The organism is Paremcibacter congregatus, assembly GCF_006385135.1.
GTDB classification, from domain to species: domain Bacteria; phylum Pseudomonadota; class Alphaproteobacteria; order Sphingomonadales; family Emcibacteraceae; genus Paremcibacter; species Paremcibacter congregatus.
On the sequence record NZ_CP041025.1, the window covers coordinates 3981982 to 4001551 of the forward strand.

The following is a 19570-nucleotide window of genomic DNA, read 5'->3' on the forward strand; positions in this document are numbered from 1 at the left end:
AGTTGGTTAAAAATAAACTCGGAACAACAGTTGATTTCACATGAGTTATTCTCGTTTCTTCACCGAAACTATTACATGTAATACCACGCTGATTTCTCCATGAACCAAAGCGAAAATGCGGTCAGTAGACTGTATGGTCTCCTGCTGATGCGCTATGGTTCTCATTCAGGAATGATATTTTTGGTGAGTAAACAGGAAACGCGTTAATAACAATCGCTGTTTATATTGCTACTCGGTAACTGGAAAGAATGACTTTCCTCTGATCTCAATCCTATCAAAATAGCATTCGTAAAATTCATGGCGCACTTGCGAAAATATGCAATCATGACAATTGGTGAACTGTAGAGGGCTATCGGCAAACGTTCACCCCTAAAGAGGGTTCAAACTATTTTTCCCCTGCAGATACCTTAGTAATCACATCAACTTTTTGAAATTCCCTATTCTCAACAAATAGGGAGGCTATCTTACCTTTGTGATTAATAATAAAGCGGGCTGGGCCTTTAAGTAGATATTTGGCAATGTAAGGTGTCTTTACATCCAAGTAAAAGGTATCATGATTTGCATGTTTCAAGGCGCCTTTGTATTCCTGCCCCAGAATAAAAGAAAGACCGTTCACATTATATTCAATTTTTAAATTTCCCAACAACGGATGCTGATAAAGACCTGCATATTCTTGCATGGGAAGACTGGTTTTCTTAGAAAGGTCTGTATTGTCTTGCCTGTTTTTCTCTAAAGCCGAGAAAAATTGCGCAAATTGCCGTTCATAAGCCGATAGACCCTCGCTTACCCAATCTCTCATAGGCGCATCTGTAAAACGGTCAATGATCCAGGTTGTCAGTCTTTGAGGTACAACCTGGTGTGTATTAGCCATCACAGCAATGCCTAAATCCAGCTCAGGAATAAAAGCATGAAAAGATTCCATTCCATCCACATCACCACCACCACTATATATCTTATGCCCTTTAGCACTGTCTGAAATAAGCAAGCCCAGCCCTTCACTGGCAAAATTATTCACTACACCTGGAAACTTCATGTTTCTAGGTGAGTGACTACTCCGCATCATTTTTATCTCTTCTTCCGGTATTATAGCTTCCCCTCCTACCTTACCATTTGCCAACTGGAACAAAAGCCATTTGGCCATGTCAGACGCACTGGAATAAATAGACATTGTTGGCCCAATGTTGGAGGTGCGGGTATGGGCCACCGGTACCAACTCCCCTCCTGCTTTTGCATGCGGCGTTGCTATATTCACGATTCCCCCAAACAGATGAGGCCCCGTAATACTATGCTTCATACCAACCGGATCAAAAAGTCGGACGCGAACGAAATCATCCCAACTTATACCGGTTTGCGCTGGGATAATTTCCCCTGCAGCCACAATCATAAGCAGGTTTACTCCTTTATCTGACCTAAATTCATGAGCTGGCTTGACATACCTTAATCGGCCCAAAAGTTCCGCCCGGCTGACATCCGGATGGGGGAACCAAGATAGAACTTCAGTCTCCAAACCCGTTCTATTAGCCAATGCATCAATAATTGTGGCATAATTTGACACAAGGTCACTACCTGTGCGGAACCCCGGCAGCACATCAACCATCCGATCATTCCAATCGATCTTGTCTTCAGCTACCAAGATAGCCAGTGCCGATGCGGTGAAGGATCGCGTACTACCAGCAATCGGAAATAATGTATTTTCATCAACAACATCATTTTTACCTAGCTCACGTACTCCATACCCTTTACTCAGAATAGTTTCACCATTTTTCACAATAGCAATAGAAAGTCCGGGCACGTGCCATTTTTCCATGCTATCACGTATGTACGCCTCCAACTCATCCTTTTTGAAAGAAGAGGCCTGCACGATAGTCGTAAACATTATGCAACCAACCATAAAAAGGCCGGAAATGACTTTTTGTAAGTATATATGTTTCATTGTATTACCCGTAAAACTGATCCTAGACGTGAGATAACCTTCTACAAAAAAGGCATTGCCGTGTATCTTCATCTAGAATACGTTTTCATCCCCCAGATTAAATTCCTTCGGCGGTTCCACACCTTGTAGGTGGCGTACCAAATGATCCCATGCACGACGAATCTGATAGAAGCTAAATCCCCTAGTCACTTTTGGTTCAACCACCAAATCAAAATCCTTATTAGCTCTCTGCAAGGCTTCGACGATGCGAAGGGTGGAAGCAGGAGGAGAATCGCTATAGTTAAGCATGGCAACAAACATCAATAATTTGCCTTTTAAATTTCCCGCGAGGTCTTCCAAATATTTCTGGTTTGGGTCTCGTCCGTGCGGCCCTTCATATTTGTCAGGAACAAGCGAAACCATCAAACGGGAATCATAAGCCTGAGCACCTGCGCCCACCTTGTAGAAATCAGGATAATGCAGCAACCCCATAACTGCTCCTGTTCCGGCATGAATAGAGGCAATTCCAACCTTGTCAATATCCATGTAAGGATAACGCTCAGCAAGCTGCTTAATACCTGCCACATGATCACTTAAGTTATTCCCGGCTTCAAATAAGCCATAACCTACATCATGAAAAGACTTGCTACGATAGGCGATACCCCGCCCATCCATCTGCACTACAATAAAGCCCAGCTCCGCTAAAGCTGCTTCAGCATAGTAGTTAAAGCCGTAAAAGCCGCTATTGGTAAAAGACCCTTTTGCAACCCAAGATGATACCGGATTATATAAGAGAGCACTATCAACAACGGGGTAAGACTTATTAGGATCAAAATCAGAAGGGCGGTATATAACGCCATAAATATCTGTTTTACCATCCGCAGCCTTCATCATAACCGGTTCCGGCCATTGCCACCCTTTGGGCAAAGTTAAATTTGCAACTTCTAAATCAAGAATTTTGCGGCCATCCCTGTCTACCAGAAAGCTTACTGGCACCTGATCCACTCTTGAACGTGTCACAACAGCATAATCACCTGTTGGAGATATACCATTTGATAGTTTCATATCACGAACAGCTCCATAAACAGCGGTGCTGGATTGCTGAACAATGGCTATATATTCATGATCGCTAGCAACTAACGGAACGAGATTCCCTGTATCAATATTCACACGCACTAAGTCACGATAATAAGGATTTCTGCCTGTTGTCCGCCCTGATGTTTGTAAAAAAACTTCGCGGCGCTCGGCATCAAAATACACTAGGTCTCTTACCCGCCAGTTACCCGATGTAATAGTATTTTTTAGCTTGCCTGTTTTGAGATCATAAAGATAAAAATGCGCCCATCCGCTCCGTTCCGAATACCATAAAATTTCATGTGTTTCAGGTAAAGGGACAAAAACAGGAACCATATTTTCGTTAGGGGCCAGAGCAATATGAGTGTCTGAAGTCTCCTCAAATAATACACGTGTAACCCCTGTATACATATCAAACTCTACCACCCTTACACGTTGATGGTAGCGATCCATATCAACAAAATAGGCAAGACGGCTGTCTTTACTCCACCACCCCATCCGCTCATCAAAAAAGCCGGTATTACTATCCTGAATATTCTGTACCCGACCATATTTAGCATCTTGAACATGACCAGTCTCAACATCAATGGCCAACAATCGGTATTCTGCAACATTCTCATCCCCTTGATAAGCAATCTTTAAATTCTCTACTTTTGGTCTGATACTTCCATCTAAAGGCACATGTTGCACTACTGGTAAAGTTTTTACTTTCCGCCGGTCTTTTTGTAACGTGAAAATGGACTTGCCGTCGGGCGACCAACGCGCTTGAACACCCTTCCCTTTAGGGGTACGTAATGTTCCCCAAAGAGTAGTTCTTGCGGCATAATCGTAAAACTCCTCCCCATCTGTTGTTAATGCCCGTTCATTGCCATTCTCAATGTTGCGTACCCATAAGTTATAATTTCGGGTGAAAACTGCCTGCTTTCCATCTGGGGACAAAACCCAGCTAACAGGGTGCACAGTGATTTCTGTCAAAGCAGCAGTTTTATCCTGAAACAGCCAATTTTTATTGAATGCTTCAAAACTTACCCTCAGTGGTTTCAGCTCTATTTTAACTTTTTTAATTGGCAGGTTACTGGCATCCACTTTTTCCTTGGTAACTTTGGTGAGTTCCTTAGCCAAGGCCTGATGATCAAATGCTACTTCATTTGAAGCATTTTGTGCATTCACCAGACGGTATTCTTTACCCTCCAATAATTCCCGCTCGTACCAAAACTTATTACTATTCCCGATCCAGACAGGGAATACAGTCGAATTACGGGCCACTTTTGTAGTATTCATCGCCAAATATAAATGTTGAGCCCTCTCATATCTCGCAAACATTTCTGACTTATCATTGGCCGCTACAGGTAGCAGTAAAAATATACTTGCAGCTACAAATATCCCTGAAAGCAATAAAACATAAAAAACTCCTCGCATACATTTAAGCATGTATTTTCCTTTAATATCAATCATTACAGCTGATTTCGTTGTCGGTTTACATCCCCTTTCTCAATAAAAAGAGGAAGGGGATGTATTATTTCATAACCCAAAGGGAATGTGGGACTTAGAAGCTCGCAGATAGAACCATTCCAATTGTTCTTGGCGTTACAGGCGTGGCGGTAGACGCTCTGCTGGGAGAGGCCGACGTAATCTTATAAGCAAGCTTGTCAAACAAATTAGTCACATAAAAATTAAAGGAATATGCGCCTTTAGTAAAACCTGCATTGAAATCTGCAAGGACATAACTGTCAGATAAAAGATTAACCGTTAAAGATGTTGGTGTGCCATCATCAAAAGCACTTGGACGGCTACTGGAATACCGTAATCCACCGCCAACATGCCCCTCAAGATTTGAGCCAAGGGCAAAACCATACTGTCCATTTATTGAGGCTGACCATTTGGGCACACCCGGCACTTGTTGGCCTTTTAATCCAAAAATGAGCGGCTCATTATCGTTTAGAGTACTATCGGCGTAAGCAATAGTGGAAACAAGAGAAAGCCCTTCAAGCAGGTTCAAAGAAAATGCTCCCTCAAACCCCTTGGCTGTAAGACCATCAGCCGCATTTCCGATGTAATTAATGGCACCAATAGACACGTTAGTCTGAAAATTCCCCCAATCAATATACCAAAGAGCCATATCATATGTAAACAACCCATCATCCATTGTTCCCTTGGCACCGACCTCATAACTCCAAAGAGTATCCGGTGCGACAAGAGTAGAAGAAACAATCCTACCATTCCCATCACTTACAGGGGCATTTGTTCTGGCAGGCCTAAAGCCACTCGCAACACGCGCATAAAGTGACATGCCTTCGCGAGGACGATATGCCACCGCCGCAGACCATGTATCTGCCGTAGCATCTATCTCATTGCTTAACACCCCATTATCAGGCGACAGAACACCAGATTGTGTATTTGCAAATCCTACGTTTTGACGGCTTACCCGTCCGCCAACAGTCACATCCAGATCAGGCGTGAAATGGTACGTGAAATTACCAAATACTGCGTATTCGTTGTAGGAGTCGCGAGCATCGGCTGATGTAATATCAAATCCCGAAGGGAAACCTAAAATAGCGCGGCTTTGCACAGCGTCTTCATCAGTATAATATAGGCCCACAATCCAATCAAAATGATCGCCGACCTCTGAAGTTAACCTCACTTCCTGAATATATTTTTTATAACTGGAAAGAGTTATTGTGGGAACTCCTGTATCAGTTCCAGTTGGATGGCCAGGAAGAGTATTAACAAAACCAATGAAACCGACCTGATCTATATTCAAACTTAAGCCTGCCGTTAGGTATGAACTAACAGATGTTAAAGTACCCCAGTCAAATTGATAATTTAAGGTGCCACTGTATATGTCACTGTCCAGATTTTGTTTATCATCTGGATTACCAATCGTTTTGTATAGGCCATACGTGGATACAAGGTTATCATCAACTATAAGCTGCCCACCTTTTTGAGCACCCCAATCTGCATTCTGACGCATATAGCTTAGCCGAATATCCAATCTATCGGATGCTGCAAATAAAAGATCTGCTGCATAGCCATATCTTTCATAAGTATCGGCATTATTCTTAACAAGACTCCTTGTAACACCGTCTACTAAATCGACAAAACCGCCATTATCTTCATAAAACCCTGAAACAGTAAGGCCTAGTTTATCTTCTACAATTGGCATACTAATACGGCCATTATATATCTGGTTAAAGCTACCATGTTTCGTACTAGACAAATTTACAGCAGCAGTTCCTCTAAATTCATCCAATGAAGGTTTACGTGTAATATATTTCACTGCTCCACCAATAGAAGTAGCTCCATATAATGTTCCTTGCGGCCCCTTTAGAAACTCTACTCGTTCCAGATCCAGAAGCAATCCATCAACAAAAAACGCGGCGAATATATTGCTGCTAACAGGGGCATCATCCACATAAACTCCAACAACAGGAGAGACAGCTTGTTGACCAACACCGCGTGCTGTTAAATTACCTATGCCAGGAGGGCCGCCCAAAGTACTAGTTCCAGTATCAAATCCCGGTGTGAAGGCAATCACATCACTCAAGTTAGTCATGCCCTTAGAAGTAAACTCTTCTGGGCGAACCGCCGTTATCGCCATCGGCACATCTTGCAAATTCTGCTCGCGCCTGCTTGCGGTTACAATGATTTCATCAAAGGAGACATTCTCCACCTCATCTGCCCGCTCATCATCGTCATAGGGTGCGAGACTGGCCTCATAATCCGCCAGCGTGTTGAAGGATATCTTTTCAAACCCATTCCCTAAATCAATGTTTTGTGCAGATATCGGACTAATGACAATTGTGTTTTCACCCTTAAATCTATATACCAGCCCACTGTTCTTGAGCAGAATTTCCAGTGCTTGTGTCGGCTCAAAGTGGCCAGAAATGCGAACAGAATCTTTATTCTCAAAAGCCTCATTTGAGGCCAGTATAACAATACCAGTTTGTTTTGAAAAATTGGCAATTGCCTTTGACAAAGGCATAGACTGTAAATTGAAACGTTCAACTCTCTGAACTTCTTGAGCCCCAACCGACGTTACAGAAGTTCCCATCAATATTGCTAAGCAAGACGTAAGCGCAAGGCCTTTGATTGGATTATCTGCCATAGATTTTCCCGACTGATATTTTGATTTTTGCGACTTTATAGTCGCGGTATTTGTTTTACATTCCTTCATGTTTCTCTCCTTCAATTATTTTATTGTGCTCCGTATGAGAGAGACAATTGGGAGAAATATAAGGGGACACAAAGTAGTAATATTTATACTCCTGACAGATTTTTTCGGCGAAAAATAAGATAGCTGCCATCTGCTTTTCGGCGTAGTTCGACAGGCAATATATGAGGTAGCCCTTCTAGGAAGGTTCCAATCTGGTCTGTGCCAAACACAGCCGTTACAGGCAAAGCACTCAAGTCCACATCAACAATGATCACAGGTTTATCACTGTAACGGTTCAAATCGGCCACTACGACGCTCAAACGTGCGCCTGAATAGTTTAACTGTCCTTGGACCCAAGTCGCCATTTCATTGATATCTTTTAGCGTTACAGGCTGCATAATTCCCGCAACTATTAACATCTGCTGCGCAGGCCTTAGTGCCGCCGATTTTTGCTGAGGTAAAAATGGAAAGAATGAAAGCGCTTTTTCCTGAGCGACATGCACTTCACCCTCCAACAATGAAACTGTGACGTCCCCTCCCATCTTATGAACATTAAATGTTGTCCCAAGCACACGCACATTGATATCACCAGAGGATACGATGAATGGCCGCGTCGTATCTCTGGCCACTGCAAACAAAGCTTCCCCCTGCTCCATAATGACACGACGTTCTTTTGATTGAGAAACAGAAACTTGAATTTTAGATCCTGCGCCAAGCGTAATAACAGAACCATCCGGGAGTTTCACCCGCTCCAGCTGGGCGATACCGGTTGAATACTCAGTATAATCCGGCCCTCCGATCCATATTCGACTAACAAGTATGACTAGCACCATTGCTGCGAAAACAGCAAAGGCACCAGAAGCTCTACCGACCTTCCATCTCTCTGCAAACGTCTTGAACCATACCATTACGGAAGGCCCAGGACATATCTCTGGGGAGGCTTTTCTGGTCTGAAACTCTGCCACAGCATCATTAATATCATAGCCACTTTCAAAACTACTAAAAACTTGAGCATAGGCCTGTTGATGATCTGGATTCTCCTGATACCAAACCTTGAAAGCGTCACGCTCATCCATCGTATATGTATGACATTTAAACAACTGATACCAACGTTCCGCTTCTTCCAATAAATCCAATCTAATTGCTTTATCCATCTTCATAATCCAACGGCTTTTTAGGTTCATCATTTAAATACCCCGCCCTTGCCACGCGCAACGCAGCCAACACTCTGACGACATGCTTCTTAACTGTATCTTTTTTAATGCCCAGCTTACGCGCTGCGTTCTGGTAACTCATGTTATTCACACGGGTAAGCAAGAAAACCTCTCGCTGCTTATCCGGCAGACCATAGATCGCGTCACGAACAACGGCCAATTCTTCCTGGTCAAGAGCTATTTTCTCCGGTGTGATAGAACAGATATAGGCCTCATCAGATTCCCCAAACAATTGTTGCAAGTGGTTATGAAGCTTCCGACGTTTGCAACGGTTATAAAACTCGTTAAAGGCCACCCGATACAGAAACGCCTTAGGGTTAAGAATAGTTTCACTGCACTCTTTATCGGATAGCTTCATTGCTACTTTGAGGAATGTCTCCTGCGATATATCCTGTGCCTCTTCCGGGTTTTTTGCAGCCGAACGCAAACTTCGGTACAAATCCTCTCCATACCGCTCATACCACTCTTTAATGAGGCCTTCTCGTTCTGCCATCATATTCAAACTTTATTTTAAAACTCAGTGTCGCCCTATTGTAATGACATTTCACCGACCAAGGAGGGGACAGCTTATTTTAAAAAAATCGAAGCTGTTATTTTGAGGTTTTCTATTCACGTGGCCTGAAACATCCGAATTAAGGCATTTTAGTCCAAACAAGGTGAAACCGCAAATCTCAGGCATGCAAGCAAACAACTTCTGATTATATATTCCCTCAACACAGAAAAAACACTATACTCAATAAAAAAGAGTATAAATATAACTGTGCTTTAGGGATACAATGAGTAAAAGAAGAACAGTATTTCTTCCTGTTTTACTCCTATTCTTATTCGGTCAATCATATGTAGGATTTACATCTGCAAAAATGGATGAGTGGACGGAGGAAGAAATAGGAAAGGTCGCTGTTAAAGCAGATAAAGCGGCCACAAAAAAACATTGGGAGAAAGCCATAAGATATGGTGAGCGAATGTTAAAGGGCAGCGAAGCCCTTTATGGGCAGGATAGCCCATACTACACTAGCCGGTTAAAAACGTTAATTCGATACTATGATAAAGCTGGCCATCTGGATCAAATTCCTGAAAAGGTAGAAAAGGCTTATATCCAATCAAAAAAATATTTTGATCCAAAACATGACACGGCCACCATAAGCCGCCTTGTTTACTATAAGCTACTTATTACTCAAAAAAAATTCTCAAAGGCGATCCCATTAGTATATGAAAACATGGCTATCCTCAAAAACACAGAGGATGATGATTTCAGGAAATTACATTACCTAGGGCAGTTAAATGGCCTCTACGGCATAACAGGCCAGTTCGTGCTGCAAGAAAAAATACTACTTGAGCAACTGGACCTGAATAAACGTCTGATAGGTCTAACGACAAAAGACAATATCAAAATCATCATGAATTTAGCGAAAAACTATTGCAGAAGAAAATTGGACGCTGAATTTGACACTCTCGTGCAGACCTACGGCCTAAAATATAAGTGCTAGCTGCTGGAGTTAACATTAGAATAAATTAAGAAGAATTCTGGCTCAACTTCCTGTGAGTTATCGGGGGCTGGATCACCTTCGCCCTTTAAACTTTGTTTTTAGTTCACTAAACTCTAGTCCCGCCCCAAACCCAATAATATGCAAAGGTTCTCCCTGATAATAACGAACTCTATATCGGCAAGCTGGTCTGGAACCGACAACGGTTCATCAAGAACCCCGCGACCGGCAAACGTGTCGCCCGTGACGTGCCCCGATTGAGTGGTCCAATGTTTAAGTTAGGCTTTTGGCACTTTTGTCGTCCTGCTGTGACGGCTGGAACGTAGTGTAAGCCAAAACAGCCGGTCGGTGTTGTAGTGCTGCCGCCAGCGTTCGACTAATATTTCTGCCTCTTTCAGAGTATAGAAAATCTCCATATTCAATAACTCATCTCTAAGTTTTCCATTAAAACTTTCGTTATGGCCATTCTTCCACGGCGAACCCGGTTCAATAAAAAGTGTTTTAGCCCCTACACACCTGAGCCAATCTCTGACTATTTGAGCTGTGAACTCAGCCCCGTAGCATATACGGAAGGAATAAAGAATATAAAATCAATATAATATTTTCCGTGCTAGAAACCGTGCTAACTCTGAGCCGCCGTAAATCTAAAATAAAATTCAGAAAAAGTGGGTGCTTTTACAAAAAAAATTGATAACGGCAAAAATCTGGCTAAATACCCTTAAGACTTAACAAAAGGAACTGGGCGTTTCTCAATCGTCCGCACAATTGAGTTCACCGAGTACAGCAACGCGCTACATCATCGGCGGCATAACGCCAATGCAAAAATTGGCTATGCATTCCATGGCCGCTTAACTGGTTCTACTTCTGAAGTACCCTAAAAAGGGGAGTATTATCATTCATCCTCAGTCTCATCATCTAGTTATTTTCTGCCTCAGGTTTTCTATAATTTGGATTACGCTTCAGAAACTCCCAAACCCATACTGACGGTTTTTTACCATCCAGTTCTGCATATTGATTAATATCTGTATCTTCCTTATCTGTCATGAACCAAATAATCCACGATATTGTTCATGCCTGTTCTGACCGGATCACAGACCGGGAGTTTGGTCTGTTGGCTTAAATCCGCCATATAGAATTTGGCGTCGTCATCCGTCATTCTGGAGGTATTAACCGAAATCCCCGCCACCTTCACATGGGGATTGGTCAGTTGGGCGGCTTCAATGTTTCTTCTGATGACGGTTTCCATATCTGGCAGCGCAAAGCCTTCCATAAAGGCCGTGTGGCTTCTGTCAGGATCATGACAGATAACAAGCGCATCCGGTTGACTACCATGGAGCAGACCGAGCGCCACCCCCGCATAAGCCGGATGGAACAAAGCCCCCTGTCCTTCGATAATATCCCAATGGTCTTTTGCATTTTCAGGACTGACCATCTCGGCAGCCCCTGAGATAAAGTCGGCCACAACCGCATCAATCCCGATACCGCCGCCCGCAATGAGAATGCCTGTTTGACCCGTAGCTCTGAAGTCCGCCGCCATACCCCGGCTCTGCATTTCTTTTGCGATGGCAAGGGCCGCATATTTCTTGCCAATGGCACAGTCGGCGGCCACGGTCAGCAATCTCTTGCCGGATCGCTTCTGGCCATTACCTACTTTGAGCTCCTGGGTTGTCTGCCGCACATCATAGATGGTTCGTCCAAGTTGCTTGGCCGTCTCTCGCAGGAACTCAATATCATTCAGTCTGGTATGAAGGCCTGCGGCAATATCAAGGCCAGCCCGCAAAGCCCCGCAGAGGGGAGCAACCCAGTTATCCGGCACATAGCCACCCAGATTAGCCACCCCGATCACCAGAGTTCCCACATTATGAACGGTCTTGGCTTCTACCGGATTCAAGTCTTCAAGACCCAGATCGACCTTGCAACCGTCCAAGCGCATCTGGCCTTTACATTTTTCCGGGCACCATTCATGGATGCCGAAAGCGGTCTTCGCCAGACCATCTTCCTGAGCATCGCCCAGAAACAAAAGATAAGGGGTTTTAAGGTCAAGGGGTTTCTGTGTCATTTTAGGTTGTCTCTTTCATAATAGGCAATAGTTCAAACGGATTGCATCCAACCAAAGCGGTCAGCTGTTCGACCTTCCTGGATATCAAGCAGCTGTTTACGGAGCGTTCGCGTGATGGGACCAGGTTCATCACTAAAGACATATTCCGTCCCTGACGCTTCCTTCAAAGATCTGATCGGCGATACAACCGCCGCTGTACCACAGGAGAATGCCTCTGTGACGCTTCCAGTCTCAATCTCCTTGATCAATTCATTGATATCAATCCTTCTCTCTGCAATACGCAGGCCTAAATCTTCAGCCAGTGTCAAAAGAGACTGGCGGGTAATGCCCGGCAGGAAGCTATTTTGTAAGGTAGGGGTATGCAGTTCCCCTTCTCTGACCACAAAGAAATTCATCAAGGAGAGCTCCTCAATGTATTTGCTTTCTAACGGGTCCAACCACAGGCTGGTGGCGCAGCCCAGTTGTCTCGCTCTTGTTAAGGACTGGAAGCCCGCCGCATAATTGCCGGCGGCTTTAACACCACCTGTTCCGCCCACGGCAGACCGGCTGTTCCGCCGTTCAATCAAGACCGACTTCATGTCCTTGGAAAAAGGAATGGTCGGTGCCGCGTGGATTGTAAACTGATAACTCTCTGAGGGTTCAATACTCAGTGAATAGTCCGTGCCGTATAAGGACGGTCTTAAGTAGAGAGCGCCATCCGCCTCTCGGGGGATGACATCGGCATATAACCGCGAGAGAAGGTTGACCCCATAAACAAACATTTCTCTGGGCACCGGCGGCATACACATCCGTTCGGCAGAGCGCCTGAACCGCACCGCATGATCATACGGCCTGAAGATTTGCGGTGTCACTTGATGGACAAAATAGGCCTTCATTCCTTCAAAAATACTCTGAGCATATTGAACCGCCGTGGAACCGCCGGAGAGCCTATGGTCCCGGTCAAAACCGAGTTCCACCTCCGACCACTGGCCATTCTTATATTGGGCCACACAGATGGCCGGCAGGACCGCCTTGCCGAATGTCCTGTCTTCCGGCATCTTCTTGGCCGCGACCGCGTCCAATATATCTTGTCTTATATACATCTCATTCCGTCTCTATTCTAATTAATCAATTACCTTGCGGCATCGCCGCTACACCAGTTCAACGCCTGTTCCAATCGGTCATGGCCCCAGAACAGTTCACCGTCAGGCGTGACAAAACTTGGCACGCCAAATATCCTCTTACTTTCCGCTTCTTTTGTATAAGATCGCAGGATACCTTTAATGAATTCGCTCTGGCTTTGCGGCAAAATGACTGACGCATCCTGCGCCATATCTTCTAGAATTCTAACGACGGTTCCCCATTCTGCTATATCCTTCCCCTCGGCAAATTCAGCCTGAAAAACCCGCTTGGTGAAAGTGCCCCGTTGTACACCATCCGGCAAGCAGAGCGCCACCCGCGCCGCTAACAGACCGTTTTGGGGAAAAATATGGAGTGGCTTCTGGAACGTCAATCCATATAGAGCGGCACAACGCTCCATATCCCGCCACATGTAATCCCCTTTTCTTTTAAAGATATTAAAGGGAGAACTGTTCCAGCCCTGGCTTTCAAAGGTCGGACCCAACAGAAATGGCCGCCACCTCACTGCAATACCCCGGACCTGAGCCCAAGCTCCAATCTGGACTGTCGCAAGATAAGAATAGGATGACGCAAAGTCATACCAAAACTCTAGATATATTTCAGCCTCTTCTTTCATAATGTCTTTTCCTGCTCATGCTAGAATATTAAATCTCAATAGCTTTGGCCCGAAGGCAAAAAAAAGGGGGGGGACAGGTTCACCGGATAGTTTTGACCTGTCACCCAAGTGTGGTAGAGCACACGCAAAGAAAGGAGGAGGGATGTTTACGCGGCTCTACCTTAGACGTCTTTCTGACCCATCTTTAGATTTAGGGGGGTATTGTTTTCACTTTCGTCATCGCCTTAGATCACAATTTTAGTCTTCTCATCCAGATAGCTTTCCTTGATTTCAGCTCCATGTCCCGGCGTGTCCGGTAAGTGCAAAAGCCCCCCAACCTTAGTATCGAAAACAACCCCGCCAATGACTGGGTCGCTTTTGAAATGATAGGCGCTATCCAAATCTAGAAAAACAATGTTGGGTCGCGCCATAGCGAGATGGGCGGCCGCCGAGAGACCGAGCCTGCTTTCTCCAAAACAGCCAATCATGCATTTGGCGCCAGCCGACTCGGCGATGGCATTGATCTTGAGGCCCGTATGGATGCCGCCAGCCTTGCCCAGTTTGATGTTCAAATAATCAGCAGCTCCTAGCTTGATAAGCTTCAAGGCATCCTTGTCTGTGAAAACACTCTCGTCCGCACAGATCGGTAGGCCCACTTTCTCTCTCAAGCGGACAAACCCATCATGATCCCAGGCCTTCAGTGGCTGCTCGGAATATTGGAGACCCAGAGGCTGCATCGCCCTAATGTTGGCAACCGCTGTGGGATAGTCCCAGCCCTGATTGCTGTCTATCTTGATGGCTATATCAGGCCCCACCAGATCACGTACGGCTTTCACATGGGCCACATCCTCTAACCCCGGGCGGCCCACCTTCATCTTGATGGCATCAAAGCCCGCATCCAATATGGCCTGCGCTTGAGCGACAGTCTCCTCAACGGTGGCCTGCTGCCCAATAGTGAGGTCAGTTCTGATCTCCCGGCGTTCTCCACCGAGGAAACGGTAGAGCGGCATGTTGGCCGCCTTGGCGGCAATATCATAAAGCGCCATATCAAAGGCGGAGCGGATAGACGGCTCCCCTACCGTGAAGGCATTCAGTTCCACCATACGGGCGTCTATGGCGAGTGCGTCCTTACCTTTGAGGAGGCGTGCAAATAACTGTGCTGTCTCAAAGTTGGTTTCAGGGCTGTCACCGGTGATGTAAGGGGTTGGGCTTGCTTCCCCCCAACCACATAGACCGCTCTCCGTCACAATCTTGATGATGACATTATCCGCGCTGTCAATTTCACCGATGGCCACCTTGAGGGGCTGGGTGAAAGGGATTTGCAGTTTACCGATTTCAATATGGTCTATCTTCATTTGTCGTCTTCTTTATTGGTTTTGTCATAGTCTTTGCTAAAATCATTAGGGCCGGTCGGTAGGGACTTACGCGGCATACGGTCCTCTCTCATGGCGGCGTTATAAAGAAAGCTCGCCAAGATTACTGACGCCTGCTTAAGGTCTTTCTCATAGGCATGATTAAACACATCAAGCTGGGTATGATGAAGTCGGTTAAAATAATCCAAAGGCTCGTGTATGAAGGTAAAACCCGGCAAACCAACCTGATCAAATACCACATGGTCTGTGCTATAAGTCTTGTTCAAGGTAACCTCGGTTGCCCCCAGATCATGAAACGGCTGGAACCAGTCTTCAAAGACTTTGGCTGCCGCCACATTCTCTTCGGCGTAAATCCCCCTGATCTTGCCGGAACCATGATCCAGGTTGAAATAAACAGAAAAACGCTCATGATCTTTTTGGGACTTGATCGGATAACCACCAAAAGTCTGTGCCGCCATAGGCGCCATATATTTGAGCCGCTCATCTTGGCCGTCAGGGCGCGTTGCCAGATGGTCATGAACATATTGCTGGGAACCGTAAAGTCCCTGTTCTTCTCCGCCCCACAAACCAACACGGATTGTCCTTTTGGGCTTGATGCCGATGGCCTTTAATATCCGGACCGCTTCCATAACAACAGCAACACCGGTCGCATTATCAACCGTTCCGTCACCGCCAGCCCAACTGTCCATATGAGCCCCCGCCATCACGATTTCAGGGTCCCTGCCCTTACCCGAGATGTCTGCAAGTGTGCTATAGGCCTTATTGTCCTCCTCATGGAAATCTACATCCACATTGAGGCTGAGAGTGACCTCACTTGTTTTATTAAGGAGACGAACTGCCTTGTCGTAATCCTCGGCAGATAAGGCCACACCCGGCAGGGTGGCGGGGTGATCCGAGCGATACAGATAATCATCAGAGTTAATGATCATACCGCTGCGCCTTGCTCTTCGCACCTGAGCCACGGCCCCTTCTTCTGTAAGAAAGTCATTCAGTTCATTGAGGAAAGCCATGGTTTTTAGAAAGCTTTTTTCGAACTTCTTACCCTTGTCCTTCAGAGGAACATCATATTGCCCTTTCTTTTTAAGACTTTCCCCGTCATGACGCACAAATGGCTTTTTATTTGGTTCTTTCTGTTCGGGAATTTTACTGACCAGAACAATCTTGCCCCGCAGTTTGCCTTTATATTTTTCAAAGTCTTTGACTGTTTTCATCGGGGCATGGAGGATCCCTGCTTCTAAAAGCCCATCCGTTCCCGGTAGCCATGTCAGTGGCAAAGCCGTCAGTTGCACCTTACGGGGTGAGGTCATAAAGACCTGAATACTGTTGGCACTCCAGCCCCTGCCAAACTCAAACGCTTCAAGATGGGCATTTTTCAGCCCCCATTCTGTCAACTTTTCTTTTGTCCATTCATTCGCCTCCAGCATCTGGGGCGAACCGGTCAACCTTGGCCCGATTGTATCAGACAGATGGCTTAAGGTTTCCATAACCTGGGACCGGTTAAATCCCTCATCCCGGATTTTGGTCACAATATCCAGATCAACCTCAGAGGCCTGCGCCCAACGTGTCATGGCCAGGAGCAGGAGAGTGTAGCAGGATAGTATTCTGGTAAACTTATGCATCAGTATTTCTCTAGTTTTTTTAAGTTGTTCGCTGTCGGTTGTAGACGCTTAAAATCGAGGTCATGGAAATCGAAGCTAAAATCCGTGAGCTTTGAGATCGCTTTCATGGTGAAGCCTTCAGGGTTACCGTCATAGCCTGTCGTGAACCTCACATAAGCATCTGCGTTGAGGCTCCTGTCTTCCCAGCGGACAATAAAGATGCCAGGTTTGTAAGGCGCCATACTACCCTTGAGGCGTACTGACCGGACTGAGGTAAAAGTGAGGCCCTCCCCGGTCTCTCTTATGTCCACATCCCCAAACCACGGATCTTTGTAAACACCCGCATAGCGGCCAAGATCACCGTCGGGCGTATAAGGCGCCGCCTCAAGGTCAGGCACAGTTTTTGCGGCATCAACGACCCGTATCTTCTGTTGCTCATGGAGTTTAGATACCCAATCCAATTTAGTGTCCGCCAGATAGGCCTCCAGAATGGAATAAACAATGGCATGCTTGTCATAACCAGCCTGCTGGTTGGTATAAACAACAACACCAAGATCAAGGTCAGGAACCATCACATTGAGGCTGGTCATGCCTTGCAGACCGCCTGAATGCTTGGCCACCTTGACCCCATACATGTCCTCCAGGAACCAGCCAAGACCATAAGCTGAAAAGTTTGTCCCAAACCAGCCCTGTTTATTTGTGGATACAGGTGTGATGGTTTGGGGGGTCAATATGCGGGCCTGTTCGGCTTTCGAAAGGAACACTTCACCGCCAGGAAGCTTGCCTTTTTCCAAATGCATATGATGCCATTTGAGAATACTTTTGATGCTACACTGGATGCCACCCGCTGCAGCAGTAATCGAATGCTCGTATACTTCCTCAAGGCGGAAGGTGGTTTGAAGTTTACCATCCAGCAGCACATGGGGTTCGGCGATATTCCGGTGCCCTTTGAGGCGACTGCGATTGGCCGCACAGTGCTTCATGCCAAGAGGCTTTAAAATTCGGCGATCAACAAAATCCTCATAAGACATACCAGATACGGCCGCAATCACTTCACCTGCTACGATATAAAGCAGATTGTCATAGGCATACTCGGTCCTGAAGCTACTGACAGGCTTCAGGTGGCGCAAGTTGCGAATGATTTCGTCCCGGCTAAAGCTTGAAGTTGGCCAAAACATCAGATCCCCGGCCCCAAGGCCAAGACCACTGTTATGAATGAGCAGATCCTTGACAGTGAACTCCCGCGTCACCCACGGATCATGCATCTGGAAGGCGGGGATATAGTCGATGACTTTATCATCCCACTTGATCCGGCCTTCATCAACGAGAAGCGCCAGAGCGGCTGCGGTAAAGGATTTTCCGGTTGAGGCAATGGAGAATAATGTCTCCTCGTCAACTTTACCTTTTTTGCCAACTTCCCTGACACCGTAGCCTTTGGCATGGATGACCTTACCGTCCTTGATAATGCCAACCGCCATGCCTGGCACCTGGAAGATCTCCATAGTCCGCTCAACAAGCCGGTCTATCTCAGTGGTCGTGAGGCCGCTGTTTTCCTGGCTTTGAGAGGGGCTACCGGCGTAGACCTGAACGCCAGTAAACACGGTCAGGCTTCCTGACAAAGAGAGCGTCAAGGCTGCTGCAATAGTCACTCGTTTTAAAAAATGCTTGATTGTTTCCTCCTGAAGATATTGTTATTTTAATCTTTAAGCCCCGAGCCAGATATTCAGGCTCACCCCGATGAAGTTAGCCACGGCATACCCAAACACTCCGAGCAGGACAGCCGGGGCCACCAGATCAGGACGTCCTTTACCCGCCGCCAGTGCAGCCGCACTGGCGGGGCCTGAGGCGCAGGCATTGGAAGCGATCACCACTTCCATCAAATCAAGCTTGAAGAATTTACTGACCCCGAAGATCACAGCCGCATGACAGACCACGATAATGGCGGCATAAAGGGCAATCATCAGCGCTTTATCCAGCATGGCCACCACATCTGCACTGACCCCGATCGCGGCAAAAAACACATACATAAAAAAGAGGCCGATCTCATAATCGCCTTTGAATTTTTTAAGCTGGCGCGGAAAAATGTTGGCGATAACAATGGTCAGGGCCGTAATAAACATGATGCTATAGCTACCAACCCCAAGCATGTCCGCCAGAGCTTTTCCCATAGCACAGATGGTAAAGGACAAGCCCACCACAAACCCGATATGAGCCAGATTGATGCCTGTCTGGACATCTGGTGGAATATCTCCTGCATGGGATTTTGCATCAGTGATTTCTTCAGCGGACGCGCCCGCCAAACCTGAAGAAAGGGACCTCTTAAACCACCACTGAAAGAAAGCCATGGACGGCACCAGAGCGAGGAATGCCAGATAGAGTACGCCCACCACATTATCCGCTGCCACACTGGCTGTCGCCAGAGAGGGATCAAGTTCCACGGCCTGGGTCACTGCAGCCATATTCATTGAGCCGCCAATATAAGTCGCACTGAAGACAGCAGCAAGCTTCGGGCCCTGTTCACCGAGGGGCAGAATTACATACCCGACAAGAGCCCCCAATGTTGTACCTATGGCCCCAAGAAAGAAAGCAACCAGCATACTTTTGGTCTCAAAGATAACACGCCGAAGATCAGCTTTGAGGAGCAACAGCGGAATGGCGACCGGAACAAGATAGGACCAGACCACATTATAGGTTTCAGCTGATTTTGGCAGAACCCCAAAGTTGGATAGCGCCATGGCCGCCGCCAGAATTATCGCCGCCCCGGAGACATTGCTGCCAACCTTTGTCTTATCAGCCCAAAAGCCCAGCGCCGCCAACATCATCAGCGCCGCCCATATGGCAAAAGGCCAGTCCGCATGTATCAAGGCTACAGTTTCCATAGTTTCCTCACTCTTCACTCTCTTCATCAAATGGCGGTTTCTGATTAGACCGCTTTATTCTTATTTTGTTGATGCCTGTATTCTGCTGACACCTGATCCGACCTCATCAG

General features: G+C 46.2%; 14 protein-coding genes and 1 pseudogene. 1 reads left to right on the plus strand and 14 read right to left on the minus strand.

Features of this window, described 5'->3' with window-relative positions; all coding sequences use genetic code 11:
- Nucleotides 1-385: 385 nt before the first annotated feature.
- The 5 genes from FIV45_RS17425 to FIV45_RS17445 all read right to left on the minus strand — a co-directional run bounded on the left by FIV45_RS17425 (nt 386) and on the right by FIV45_RS17445 (nt 8849).
- Nucleotides 386-1933 (minus strand): serine hydrolase, encoded by a 1548-nt coding sequence (locus tag FIV45_RS17425; RefSeq protein WP_165777017.1) that lies wholly within the window; start codon nt 1931-1933, stop codon nt 386-388.
- Nucleotides 1934-2005: 72 nt separating this feature from the next.
- Nucleotides 2006-4441: a S9 family peptidase gene (locus tag FIV45_RS17430; RefSeq protein WP_099473034.1), complete on the minus strand. Its 2436-nt coding sequence runs from the start codon at nt 4439-4441 to the stop codon at nt 2006-2008.
- 91 nt (nt 4442-4532) lie between these two features.
- On the minus strand, nt 4533-7160 hold the full coding sequence (locus FIV45_RS17435; protein WP_099473037.1) for a TonB-dependent receptor: 2628 nt from the start codon (nt 7158-7160) through the stop codon (nt 4533-4535).
- An 83-nt stretch (nt 7161-7243) separates the two neighbouring features.
- Complete coding sequence (locus tag FIV45_RS17440) at nt 7244-8326, minus strand: FecR family protein (protein WP_099473039.1); 1083 nt, start codon at nt 8324-8326, stop codon at nt 7244-7246.
- Nucleotides 8286-8849: an RNA polymerase sigma factor gene (locus FIV45_RS17445; RefSeq protein ID WP_099473042.1), complete on the minus strand. Its 564-nt coding sequence runs from the start codon at nt 8847-8849 to the stop codon at nt 8286-8288. Before FIV45_RS17445 ends, FIV45_RS17440 begins: the two co-directional genes overlap by 41 nt.
- 280 nt (nt 8850-9129) lie before the next feature.
- On the opposite strand from FIV45_RS17445, the gene FIV45_RS17450 reads away from it, so the two are divergent.
- Entirely contained in the window at nt 9130-9840 is a 711-nt protein-coding gene (locus tag FIV45_RS17450; protein WP_133118583.1) for a hypothetical protein, read from the plus strand.
- Between the two features lie 338 nt (nt 9841-10178).
- Here the strand turns inward: FIV45_RS17450 and FIV45_RS17455 are convergent.
- The 9 genes and pseudogenes from FIV45_RS17455 to FIV45_RS17490 all read right to left on the minus strand — a co-directional run.
- Nucleotides 10179-10394: pseudogene (locus FIV45_RS17455) on the minus strand (integrase core domain-containing protein); the annotation flags it as partial.
- Nucleotides 10395-10752: 358 nt separating this feature from the next.
- The gene (locus tag FIV45_RS18815; RefSeq protein WP_235868154.1) at nt 10753-10881 is read right to left on the minus strand and encodes a transcriptional regulator domain-containing protein; all 129 of its coding nucleotides are present in this window, start codon (nt 10879-10881) and stop codon (nt 10753-10755) included.
- Nucleotides 10871-11896, minus strand: coding sequence for an N-acetyltransferase DgcN family protein (locus FIV45_RS17460; protein ID WP_099473051.1), 1026 nt, complete (start codon nt 11894-11896; stop codon nt 10871-10873). Before FIV45_RS17460 ends, FIV45_RS18815 begins: the two co-directional genes overlap by 11 nt.
- Before the next feature lie 32 nt (nt 11897-11928).
- Nucleotides 11929-12978: a branched-chain amino acid aminotransferase gene (locus FIV45_RS17465; RefSeq protein ID WP_099473054.1), complete on the minus strand. Its 1050-nt coding sequence runs from the start codon at nt 12976-12978 to the stop codon at nt 11929-11931.
- A 29-nt stretch (nt 12979-13007) separates the two neighbouring features.
- Complete coding sequence (locus FIV45_RS17470; protein WP_099473057.1) at nt 13008-13631, minus strand: 2-hydroxychromene-2-carboxylate isomerase; 624 nt, start codon at nt 13629-13631, stop codon at nt 13008-13010.
- Between the two features lie 224 nt (nt 13632-13855).
- Nucleotides 13856-14965 carry a mandelate racemase/muconate lactonizing enzyme family protein gene (locus tag FIV45_RS17475; protein WP_099473059.1) on the minus strand — a complete coding sequence of 370 codons (1110 nt, stop codon included), beginning with the start codon at nt 14963-14965 and terminating at the stop codon, nt 13856-13858.
- Nucleotides 14962-16602 (minus strand): M20/M25/M40 family metallo-hydrolase, encoded by a 1641-nt coding sequence (locus FIV45_RS17480; RefSeq protein ID WP_099473061.1) that lies wholly within the window; start codon nt 16600-16602, stop codon nt 14962-14964. Before FIV45_RS17480 ends, FIV45_RS17475 begins: the two co-directional genes overlap by 4 nt.
- The gene (locus FIV45_RS17485) at nt 16602-18182 is read right to left on the minus strand and encodes a serine hydrolase (protein ID WP_099473063.1); all 1581 of its coding nucleotides are present in this window, start codon (nt 18180-18182) and stop codon (nt 16602-16604) included. Before FIV45_RS17485 ends, FIV45_RS17480 begins: the two co-directional genes overlap by 1 nt.
- 102 nt (nt 18183-18284) lie before the next feature.
- A complete protein-coding gene (locus tag FIV45_RS17490) occupies nt 18285-19460 on the minus strand; it encodes a DUF819 family protein (protein ID WP_165777018.1) in 1176 nt (391 codons plus the stop codon).
- Between the last annotated feature and the right edge of the window lie 110 nt (nt 19461-19570).